An 11017-nucleotide genomic window follows, 5' to 3' on the forward strand; every position below is an offset into this window, starting at 1 on the left:
TTTAGAACTTATCATTATTGTTTTTTGTTCTGGAACTTCCTGTTCCTGATGTACTCAGAATAGTTGAGTCCTTAGCCCTAAGATAGGGGCGATCTACTCCAATACATGTACGCTCAGGCTTACAGAGCCAATTTCGTATATGAGATTTTATGTTAAATAGCCCTCAACAGAGGGCTATTTTTAATACTAAAAATTACATGCTTTTAAGACATAAGGATTCATATGCTGCACCTTTAGCTAAAACAGTCTTCAGCTTACCATTCGTGGTTATTTGCAATAGTGCCAAATAGATTCATTTTCGATACTCTTACTTCAAAGCCAAAATTTTTCGGGCACCATTAAGTACGAATAAAGAAACCAGTATGCCAATGATTAAGTCTGGATAAGCTGATCCCGTCCACGCCACGAGTACACCGGCAAATATAACGCCCATATTTACGACAACGTCATTCGCCGAGAAAATCCAACTGGCTTTCATATGTGCGCCATCTTCTCGATGACCAGAAATAAGATATAAGCATGTCACGTTAGCTATAAGTGCGAGCAGGCCAATAACAATCATGAGCGTTGATTCTGGCTCGCTTCCAAACATGAATCGTCTAATGACATCAACAATCACGATAACAGCAAGTAATAACTGAATCCAACCTGCGAAATGGGCTGCTTTTATTTGATATTTCGCAGCTTTTCCGACGGCATATAGCGCAATACCATAAACGGCTGCATCGGCAAACATATCTAGAGAATCAGCAATCAATCCTGTAGACGCAGCAATAATACCGCTGATGAATTCTATAAAGAAAAGTAGAGCATTAATACCTAATAACAGTTTAAGTACTTTAGCTTGTTTCACAGGATCAGGTTCATTAGGTATATCGCCTGAAGAAAGCTGTGTTTCATCAAGTTTCGCCCCAAAACCCAGTCCTTCGAGTTTAGCCGTAATTTGCTGAATCCCTTCATTATGGAAGACTTTCAGTTTTCGATTGGGAAGATCAAAAGTAAGACCTTTAACTGTTTCAATATCTGCAAGAGCCATACGGACCATTTGCTCTTCAGCAGAGCAATCCATTTTAGGAATGGTGTAGGTACTTGTTTGCTTAGCCTGTTGATTGCTTATATAAGTTTCAGTCTTCACAAGCTTTGCACCAAAACCCAAAGCTTCAAGTTTGGTGGTTATATTTTCATCTTTTTGATTATGTAGAACCTTTAAAGAACGGTTAGGTAAATCAAAGATGAGTTTTTGAACACCATCAATTGAAGATAGCGCCATACGAACCATCTGTTCTTCCGCAGAACAATCCATTTTGGGAACTAAGTATTCACTCATGTAGTGCGAATCTTTTAAAACATCTTCAGTGCTTAAATTTTCTTTGGGATCAGAACCATAACAGGATTGAGTGGTATCTTTACAACTGTTTGAAGTGTTACAGCAAGGAGATGAAGATTTTTTTTCTTCCTCTTCACCACAACAGCTAAGCGTATTATCACAATTCTTTGAATTGTTTGCTTCTGCAATTGATGGATGATTTTCTTGTTGAGATTTCTTATCTTCGCATGGTGTTTCTTTACTACATCCACAACCACTCATAATTATACCCATTAAAAAAATTATAAACTTTGAATATTAGAATCCCTATAGTTACTATAGAGTCAAGAATCTTTGGAAATACTAACTCAATGCATTTAAAAATTGGTGAACTCTCTAAAAAAACCTCATGTTCAGTATTAACAATTAGGTTTTATGAAAAGGAAGGTTTAATTCCGGAACCGGAAAGAACGGAAGGAAATTACCGCCTTTACGATGTAGGCTATGTTGAGCGAATTAAATTTATTTTGAATTGCCGAACTTTAAATATGAGTTTGAATGAAATTCGTCAATTACTTACCTATAAAGACAAACCTGAGAAAAATTGTTCAGATGTGAATGAATTAATTGACTTACATGTCAGTGCTATCAGAGAAAATATAATCAAGCAACAAAAGCTTATTGAACAACTATCTGATTTAAGAGGTACTTGTGATGGTTTATGTACAATTGACCAATGTGGAGTTTTAAAAAATCTAGCTTGATTATCTAGACCTATGCTTTTTTCAAAAAATCGGCACTGTTGCAAATAACCACGAATGGTAAGCTGAAGACTGTTTTAGCTAAAGGTGCAGCATATGAATCCTTTCCATGGTCGGCATTTTCAGGGCGAAATCATTCTTTGGGCTGTGCGCTGGTATTGTAAATATGGCATTAGCTATCGTGAACTGCAGGAAATGCTGGCCGAACGGGGTGTGAATGTTGATCACACGAATATTTACCGTTGGGTTCAACGTTATACGAATCTAAAAATGGGAGCCTATAGCTCCCATTTTTATTGTTAAACGTTGAATCCTATATGTTTTCCTGTTGGAAGCTCTACATCAATACGGAGCTTCCCACCCATTGCCTCAACATACTTTTTCATGGTTGAAATCTTAAGATCATTGCCACGATTTTCTATTGCTGAAAGCGATGGCTGTTTTATTCCCAAAGTTTCAGCAAGCTCTTTTTGAGAAATTTCGAGTTCTTCACGAATAAGATGAAGCTGATTTTCTAGCAGTAATTCATCAGCCATTTTTTGAATACGGGCTTGGCTCTCTGGAGAGCGGCTAGCTAACAATTCTTGCAGAGTCTTAGCCATTAGATTTATCTCCTAGGGTAGTGAGATGAAGTTGGTATTGTTCATCTGCAATATCCAGCATGTCTTTATAAAAACGCTTTTTACCGCCTTTATCAGCAATACATAGAACAATAGCCTGTCGTAAGGGATCAAATGCGAAGAAAGCTCTTAAGGGTCTACCGCGATGTTGAACACGCAGTTCTTTCATATTGGTAAATTTAGACTCATACACAGTATCTACTAAAGGACGGCCTAAACTCGGTCCCTGCTGCTGTAGAACAACCAGGGCAGCTAGGACCTTCTCTTGTGTAGGTTCATCTTGCTGTTCAAGCCACTGATTAAATAGATCTGTCGTAATGACTGTCCACATACCACAACCAGAATATAGATTATAGTCTATATTTTAGGGGCATTATGTTTGTTTTGCAAATGAGAAAGGATAGGCAATAAAAAACCCCGGTATCCTGCCGGGGTTTTTTATTGTGCGATCTTTGGTAGGTGCTGCTCTACCTCACAATCCTAGTGTTAGAACTTATCATTGTTGTTTTTTGCTCCGGAACATCCTGTTCCTGTATGAATCTATCGTAGGGATATTCTAGCTATCCTGATAGCCGCAAAGAACTGGAATTTGAGTAAGCTAAAGCGTACAAAGTGCCTGAAATTTATCCACAAGAAATGGGGATAATTTTGAACATTCACGCATTGATAAAATTTAAAAAATCGCAAAATCGACTACTTTTTAAACAAAATTATTGGCAAGAACTATCAAAACCGCCTAAAAAAAAGCCGACTTGTTTCCAAGTCGGCTTTTTGCGGTTTTTGTGATGAGGGTGAATTTTTTAAGTTATTGATTTTTAACTTAATATACAAATGCATTTCGTATAACCACCATTATGTTAAATGGAGTCGTACAATAGGTTTAATAGCATTAAATTTTTTGTATTTTGATCATTTCTTTGAGTTTCTTAGAATAAATTTATGCTGTACTAATATCCCTATAAAAATTAGTGATATAAAAGAACTAGTGCTCCATAACGTATCATCTAAATTATTAGGAGCAAGTAAGTACCTAAATATCACTCCGTAAATACAAAGTATGATTAAAGTTAAAGTAATTGATTTTAAGAATATAAAAACAGAAAAATTTATATTTTCTCTTTGGGGATCTGATTTATACATAAAGTATCCCCATGCAATACCGCCGATAATAGAGATTATAAGTAAGATTAAATAAGAACCGAAAGCTGGAGGTTCATTTTCAATCCATCTGAGTGCGGATATAAATAAAAAGAAAGGAACTCCCCAGCCTAGGCCTCCATGTATAAATATTAACTGAAATTTTTTGTTCATTTTTAAAAGATGTAATCAATAATTATTCTCAATTATATCAAATCTTGTAAGTAATTAAAATTTAAGATTTTCTAAAATTAACATAATACACCTTATACGAAATTGGTTTTTATTCCTTTTTTAATTCAATAGGTTAACCAAATCACGAAAGCCCAAATCTAAGTATTTGGGCTTTTTACGTGAATGAGACCGTTCCACGCTTAATATTTAATCAATATTCCACGCTTTTATTCATCAAAATTAAATAATCTTGCTCGAATATACTAGTTAAAAAAACGACTCAAAAAGCTCCTCTTCACAGGTTGCTCTGGAGCGACGACTATCTCCTTTGGCAATTTTTCCTGAGTAGTCAATCCGTCATATTTTACTTTTACATAGTCCTCATCCCTTGGATTTGCCTCAGTCCTTTCCAAAGGATTAGCTTGATCCTTAGTAACTTTTGGAGCTTCTAAAAGACGTTGCATAGCTTCAATTTGATTTTGATAAAAAGCTTCTCTCTCTTTGGCATCATCAAGCTGATTTTTCAGGATATCTATCTGCTGTCTAAGTAGTAAAACTTCTGCCGAAATTTGATTGTCTAGTTTTACAGATTCTTTTACAGCTTGTCTTTTTACAGGTTCACCAAAAACGCGTATAGCTTCTGCTAGATCAATCTTATTTTCAGAATTTTTACTTAAAATTCCTTTATTTATATTATTGTAAATGGTCTGTCTATTTATTTTATATAGCTTGGATAGCTCAAGAACTGTGAGGCTTTTCATCTTGTCAAAATATGCCTAAACTTGTAAAAATCAATTGTCTATTAGACAGCCTAATAGACAATCAATCAATATAGAAACTTATACGTTCTCAAAGCCAACTTGATTTAGATGTGGCAAAAATTCTTCAATCTTTTTACTGTCTTTTAGCATTTCAGCTATACGTATAGCAAATTGTTGATAGCTTTCTGTACCTTCTGAATAATGTCCTAATTCAGGTAATTCAGATAGCTTGCTAGCGAAATAATGTCGTTGCTTATCAGTCATAGTCTTAATGGTAGTTAATTTCTTAGTACTACTAGATTTTTTGGTTTTATAAGAGAAAGAAAAACCTGAAATTGAACGACCTTCTTTATGCTGTTCCACTTTAACAATGATATCCGTATGTTCATTAATTTGTTTAATGGCGGATTCTAGTACTCGTCTTTTAAACGTATCTATTCGAGGGTAATCATCTGACCCTAAACCTAACTTAGATCGAAAGTCAGATATCTCGAATATGGGAGTTTTTCCAACCTCTCGCCAAGAAATGAGTAGCTCATACAACCTAATCGCATACTTTCCACTGAGCTGAGAAACTTGTTTAAGTTGATAACTAGTGAACTGCTTTTCTAATCTAGTAATCAACGGAATAACATCAACTGTAAAAGTAACCTCTAAAATCGCAGCTTCGTCGATATATGCAATGTTCTGTACCCATCTTGATATCACTTTTTTCTGCTTTCCTGTTTTGGCATCAATCGTGTAATAAGTAAATTGTCTGCCAAACAGATTAGTTACAGCTGTTTTTAGTGCTTTATAAGCTGCATGCTTGTTTACATTAAAACGTTCCATATATTCACTAGCATGAATACGCAATCTAGTATTCGCATCGATCTCAGATTGAGTTTTACGTGCCTGTACTATGGCTAAAAGCATGAGTCTTTGCTCAATTGTATCTAAGTTATAGCTAGCATTAATTAAGGCATTATCTTTTACTATTAAGTCATTAGAATACATTTATTACACCAAAATTTTATTTGGTGTAATTACACCATTATTCCTAGATGGTGTAAATAGGTGACTTTTTGGTGTGGTATAGGTGACTTTTTGGTGTGGTATAGGTGACTTTTTGGTGTGGTATAGGTGACTTTTTGGTGTGGTATTAGGTCTAAAACCCTTGCTACATAAGGCTTTCAGCGGACGTAAAAGTATTAAAATATATTAAAAATAATTAAAAAGAGCTTCGCTCGATTTTTTGTTAAAAAAAGAGAAGATTTTTTTGTTTTCACAGTAGATAAATTTCAGGCCTAAAATCTGTTTGTTTACGACATTCTTTCAAATTCAACTTTCTGAATACATGCTGAATCCCTATCTTGAATAGCCCTTAAAATGCATTCTAAGCCCGTTTAAGGCATGTTTATCCTAAAACCCATCCATACCTATGTCTTCATGAAAAAACGTGCTCTAGGCGCTTTATATGGCCTTTTTTGCTCATGTGGCTTTGAATGAATATACAGCCCATTTAATTTGCATGCTGTTTTGGGTAACTAAACGTGTGCTTATCAAGTTCAAATGCTGAAATACAGCTCGTCAATCAGCAGGATTTGCTTATTTTTGAATATATGGATTTCTTGGATCTTCAAGTATTTCTTTTAAAGCGATCGCTAATTGTTTTTCATCACTATTAACACTACGGCCAAGGCTATTGAGATAACGTGTTACATCGAAATTATGTCCTCTTAGAGAAATTGCTAAACCTATAACATGAGTTAACTTCTCTAGATCATTCTTTCTAGGGTGCAGACTTGTGACTTCCATCAGCTTACGGAATGAAGCACCTAAGAAGTAATTTTCACGATCACGCTGTTTTCTGGCTTGGCTCTGTGGATTCAATAATTTCTGATCCATGCGTTGCTTGTCATTGCGCAGCTTATTCTCAGCTTTCTTCTGGTCTACGTTTTTTAAGTAGGCTTTCAAGCCATCTAACATCAAGAAGTAAGCATCAATATCCTGACGTGCCGCCAAATCTAAAATCTCACGTTCAAAACGGCTATGTGATGATTGTGCTTTGATCAATGCTAAAGCGGCCATTTGCTTTTGATGTGCGTTCATTTCATAACGACATTTCTTCACCAAGGTCAGATCATCTTCCGACAAATCTGCCATGGTTTTTTTGTTGGCGATCATGTCCAAATAACGTTGTTGAACTTTACGTTTAAAGGGCAATTGACGAGTATATTGTGTTAATGAGTTGATATCTTCGGCAACCAATACCAATGCTTTACGACCGGCCATAGACCCTCTTTTTTTCGAATTTTGAAGAATTGCTACTTATGTTAGTACAGTAAACCATTTTGCGTTATTACAGTAGATTAAACAATTTATTCTGTATCGCAGAATAAATTGTTTATCTCGTTTCCCTGTCTTTTTTTGAAAACGTATCACGGTTGTGATAGTTTTGCAAAAAAGACAGTTCTCCTCGCCCTGCGGGGCAAAAGCGCCCACAATTTGGAAAAAAATGGCCATGTACTATTTGAACGTTCGGCACAATACCAAAAAAGACAACAGCTCAAAAAACACCTTCCATTATCTGACCCGAACTGCACATTTCACTGCACACAAAGATCAAGAAGAATTGGAATTGTGTCTGTCAGGCAACTTGCCCGATTGGGCCGACAATGCACCGGAAAAATTTTGGGCGGCAGCTGACCGTTTTGAGATTGAACGGGGCCGAACCTCAGCGGTGATCACTGTGGCTCTACCGAAAGAATTATCTCGCTCTCAGCGAGCTGAATTGGTACACAGCTTGATCCAGGGCTTTACGGCTGAACATCAATTCCCCTATACCGCAGCCGTGCATCAGCATCCAAGCGCCTTAACTGGAGAAGAACAGCCGCATTTACATCTGATGTACTCAGAACGCAGCCTGAGTGACGGCATTACCCGACCCAAAGAACAATTCTTTAAACAATACCGTCCTAAGCATCCAGCGGCTGGCGGTGCGCCTAAAATGACCGCGAATGCGCTTGGCCAAGGTAAACATCAGATCCGTGTGTTCAGACAACAGGCCGAAGACCTGATTAATGCGGCACTAAAACGTTATGCACCGACCAAAGCCATCTGTATTGACGATATTAGCTTTGAGGTTGAAAACAGGGTGAGCTGCCTGTCTTATGCAGACTACAACGCCAAATATGGCACTCAGCTCAAAGAGGTGCCGCAAATCCCACGTTGGAAGTTACATAACCCTGTGGATGGGGAAATGATCTTAGCGGTACAGCAGCAAATTGCAGAGATCAAACGCATCCGTGAAGACAACAAAAGAGAGCTATATAAACAGGCCTATGAACTGGCAAAACAGCAACAACTGGCCTGCTCAGCATTGGAGGCGGTGCAAGCACTCAGCGTGTATGAAGTGGTCAATGAGCGAGAAACGCTGTATGAGCGGCATATTTTAGAATTGGATCGTAAAGCAAGAGAGGTCAAACGCTTGGCTGCGCATCAGGATCATGTCGAGGCCAAACATTACTTGTATATCATGGAGCGGAAACAAGAACTGCTCATGGAGATGCTGCAGTTAGATCCTAGAAAAAACCTCCTGACGCTGGCCAAGGCCATGATCCAAAATGATATCAAGTTGATCGCAGACCTTGAACACCATTGGGAGGTGAATGCATTTGAGCTCAAATGCGTTAAAAAATCGCAGCAATTGAAGCTGAATCGTATTCAAGAAAAATTAGACGTCATTGCATACCGAGAAGCGCAACAAGCTGCGCCTCAGCGAGAGCCCGAAGTGTCTAGCGAGCGACGCCAGGATTGGGAGCCACCGGGCTTATTTTAAGCATGAAAAAAGGCCCAACATCCTGTTGGGCCTTTTTTCGTATGGGTTGTGCAAGGTATAACTCCTGTCGTACCTATCTTCCATGTTTTAGAACTTATCATTATTGTTTTTTGTTCTGGAACTTCCTGTTCCTGATGTACTCAGAATAGTTGAGTCCTTAGCCCTAAGATAGGGGCGATCTACTCCAATACATGTACGCTCAGGCTTACAGAGCCAATTTCGTATATGAGATTTTATGTTAAATAGCCCTCAACAGAGGGCTATTTTTAATACTAAAAATTACATGCTTTTAAGACATAAGGATTCATATGCTGCACCTTTAGCTAAAACAGTCTTCAGCTTACCATTCGTGGTTATTTGCAATAGTGCCAAATAGATTCATTTTCGATACTCTTACTTCAAAGCCAAAATTTTTCGGGCACCATTAAGTACGAATAAAGAAACCAGTATGCCAATGATTAAGTCTGGATAAGCTGATCCCGTCCACGCCACGAGTACACCGGCAAATATAACGCCCATATTTACGACAACGTCATTCGCCGAGAAAATCCAACTGGCTTTCATATGTGCGCCATCTTCTCGATGACCAGAAATAAGATATAAGCATGTCACGTTAGCTATAAGTGCGAGCAGGCCAATAACAATCATGAGCGTTGATTCTGGCTCGCTTCCAAACATGAATCGTCTAATGACATCAACAATCACGATAACAGCAAGTAATAACTGAATCCAACCTGCGAAATGGGCTGCTTTTATTTGATATTTCGCAGCTTTTCCGACGGCATATAGCGCAATACCATAAACGGCTGCATCGGCAAACATATCTAGAGAATCAGCAATCAATCCTGTAGACGCAGCAATAATACCGCTGATGAATTCTATAAAGAAAAGTAGAGCATTAATACCTAATAACAGTTTAAGTACTTTAGCTTGTTTCACAGGATCAGGTTCATTAGGTATATCGCCTGAAGAAAGCTGTGTTTCATCAAGTTTCGCCCCAAAACCCAGTCCTTCGAGTTTAGCCGTAATTTGCTGAATCCCTTCATTATGGAAGACTTTCAGTTTTCGATTGGGAAGATCAAAAGTAAGACCTTTAACTGTTTCAATATCTGCAAGAGCCATACGGACCATTTGCTCTTCAGCAGAGCAATCCATTTTAGGAATGGTGTAGGTACTTGTTTGCTTAGCCTGTTGATTGCTTATATAAGTTTCAGTCTTCACAAGCTTTGCACCAAAACCCAAAGCTTCAAGTTTGGTGGTTATATTTTCATCTTTTTGATTATGTAGAACCTTTAAAGAACGGTTAGGTAAATCAAAGATGAGTTTTTGAACACCATCAATTGAAGATAGCGCCATACGAACCATCTGTTCTTCCGCAGAACAATCCATTTTGGGAACTAAGTATTCACTCATGTAGTGCGAATCTTTTAAAACATCTTCAGTGCTTAAATTTTCTTTGGGATCAGAACCATAACAGGATTGAGTGGTATCTTTACAACTGTTTGAAGTGTTACAGCAAGGAGATGAAGATTTTTTTTCTTCCTCTTCACCACAACAGCTAAGCGTATTATCACAATTCTTTGAATTGTTTGCTTCTGCAATTGATGGATGATTTTCTTGTTGAGATTTCTTATCTTCGCATGGTGTTTCTTTACTACATCCACAACCACTCATAATTATACCCATTAAAAAAATTATAAACTTTGAATATTAGAATCCCTATAGTTACTATAGAGTCAAGAATCTTTGGAAATACTAACTCAATGCATTTAAAAATTGGTGAACTCTCTAAAAAAACCTCATGTTCAGTATTAACAATTAGGTTTTATGAAAAGGAAGGTTTAATTCCGGAACCGGAAAGAACGGAAGGAAATTACCGCCTTTACGATGTAGGCTATGTTGAGCGAATTAAATTTATTTTGAATTGCCGAACTTTAAATATGAGTTTGAATGAAATTCGTCAATTACTTACCTATAAAGACAAACCTGAGAAAAATTGTTCAGATGTGAATGAATTAATTGACTTACATGTCAGTGCTATCAGAGAAAATATAATCAAGCAACAAAAGCTTATTGAACAACTATCTGATTTAAGAGGTACTTGTGATGGTTTATGTACAATTGACCAATGTGGAGTTTTAAAAAATCTAGCTTGATTATCTAGACCTATGCTTTTTTCAAAAAATCGGCACTGTTGCAAATAACCACGAATGGTAAGCTGAAGACTGTTTTAGCTAAAGGTGCAGCATATGAATCCTTTCCATGGTCGGCATTTTCAGGGCGAAATCATTCTTTGGGCTGTGCGCTGGTATTGTAAATATGGCATTAGCTATCGTGAACTGCAGGAAATGCTGGCCGAACGGGGTGTGAATGTTGATCACACGAATATTTACCGTTGGGTTCAACGTTATACGAATCTAAAAATGGGAGCCTATAGC

General features: G+C 37.4%; 10 protein-coding genes and 2 pseudogenes. 5 read left to right on the top strand and 7 right to left on the bottom strand.

Annotated features, from left to right (window positions below; genetic code table 11):
• Positions 1-307 precede the first annotated feature (307 nt).
• Complete coding sequence (locus tag AC5YCI_RS15665) at positions 308-1588, bottom strand: cation efflux transmembrane domain-containing protein (protein ID WP_496175893.1); 1281 nt, start codon at positions 1586-1588, stop codon at positions 308-310.
• A gap of 89 nt (positions 1589-1677) precedes the next feature.
• On the opposite strand from AC5YCI_RS15665, the gene cadR (AC5YCI_RS15670) reads away from it, so the two are divergent.
• Both cadR (AC5YCI_RS15670) and AC5YCI_RS15675 read left to right on the top strand, forming a co-directional pair.
• Complete coding sequence (cadR, locus tag AC5YCI_RS15670; RefSeq protein ID WP_000550240.1) at positions 1678-2070, top strand: Cd(II)/Pb(II)-responsive transcriptional regulator; 393 nt, start codon at positions 1678-1680, stop codon at positions 2068-2070.
• A 93-nt stretch (positions 2071-2163) separates the two neighbouring features.
• Positions 2164-2325, top strand: a pseudogene (locus AC5YCI_RS15675) (IS6 family transposase); the annotation flags it as partial.
• A 41-nt stretch (positions 2326-2366) separates the two neighbouring features.
• Here the strand turns inward: AC5YCI_RS15675 and AC5YCI_RS15680 are convergent.
• The 5 genes from AC5YCI_RS15680 to AC5YCI_RS15700 all read right to left on the bottom strand — a co-directional run bounded on the left by AC5YCI_RS15680 (position 2367) and on the right by AC5YCI_RS15700 (position 7033).
• The gene (locus AC5YCI_RS15680; RefSeq protein ID WP_001140620.1) at positions 2367-2669 is read right to left on the bottom strand and encodes a helix-turn-helix domain-containing protein; all 303 of its coding nucleotides are present in this window, start codon (positions 2667-2669) and stop codon (positions 2367-2369) included.
• The gene (locus tag AC5YCI_RS15685) at positions 2662-3018 is read right to left on the bottom strand and encodes a type II toxin-antitoxin system RelE/ParE family toxin (RefSeq protein ID WP_004668307.1); all 357 of its coding nucleotides are present in this window, start codon (positions 3016-3018) and stop codon (positions 2662-2664) included. The genes AC5YCI_RS15680 and AC5YCI_RS15685 overlap by 8 nt, the downstream gene beginning before the upstream one ends.
• Positions 3019-4261: 1243 nt before the next feature.
• A complete protein-coding gene (locus AC5YCI_RS15690; RefSeq protein WP_496175894.1) occupies positions 4262-4759 on the bottom strand; it encodes a plasmid replication DNA-binding protein in 498 nt (165 codons plus the stop codon).
• 78 nt (positions 4760-4837) lie between these two features.
• Positions 4838-5755 carry a replication initiation protein RepM gene (gene repM / locus AC5YCI_RS15695; protein ID WP_496175895.1) on the bottom strand — a complete coding sequence of 306 codons (918 nt, stop codon included), beginning with the start codon at positions 5753-5755 and terminating at the stop codon, positions 4838-4840.
• Positions 5756-6346: 591 nt separating this feature from the next.
• A complete protein-coding gene (locus AC5YCI_RS15700) occupies positions 6347-7033 on the bottom strand; it encodes a hypothetical protein (RefSeq protein ID WP_496175896.1) in 687 nt (228 codons plus the stop codon).
• 229 nt (positions 7034-7262) lie between these two features.
• Here AC5YCI_RS15700 and AC5YCI_RS15705 point away from each other — a divergent pair, with 229 nt between their 5' ends.
• Positions 7263-8579, top strand: coding sequence for a MobA/MobL family protein (locus AC5YCI_RS15705; RefSeq protein WP_496175897.1), 1317 nt, complete (start codon positions 7263-7265; stop codon positions 8577-8579).
• Positions 8580-8972: 393 nt separating this feature from the next.
• Here AC5YCI_RS15705 and AC5YCI_RS15710 read toward each other — a convergent pair whose 3' ends face one another.
• Positions 8973-10253: a cation efflux transmembrane domain-containing protein gene (locus tag AC5YCI_RS15710; protein WP_496175893.1), complete on the bottom strand. Its 1281-nt coding sequence runs from the start codon at positions 10251-10253 to the stop codon at positions 8973-8975.
• Positions 10254-10342: 89 nt separating this feature from the next.
• Between AC5YCI_RS15710 and cadR (AC5YCI_RS15715) the strand changes: the two genes are divergently transcribed.
• Positions 10343-10735, top strand: coding sequence for a Cd(II)/Pb(II)-responsive transcriptional regulator (gene cadR / locus AC5YCI_RS15715; RefSeq protein WP_000550240.1), 393 nt, complete (start codon positions 10343-10345; stop codon positions 10733-10735).
• 93 nt (positions 10736-10828) lie between these two features.
• Positions 10829-11017 (top strand): annotated as a pseudogene (locus AC5YCI_RS15720) (hypothetical protein); the annotation flags it as partial.

The organism is Acinetobacter sp. CY17, assembly GCF_059515825.1.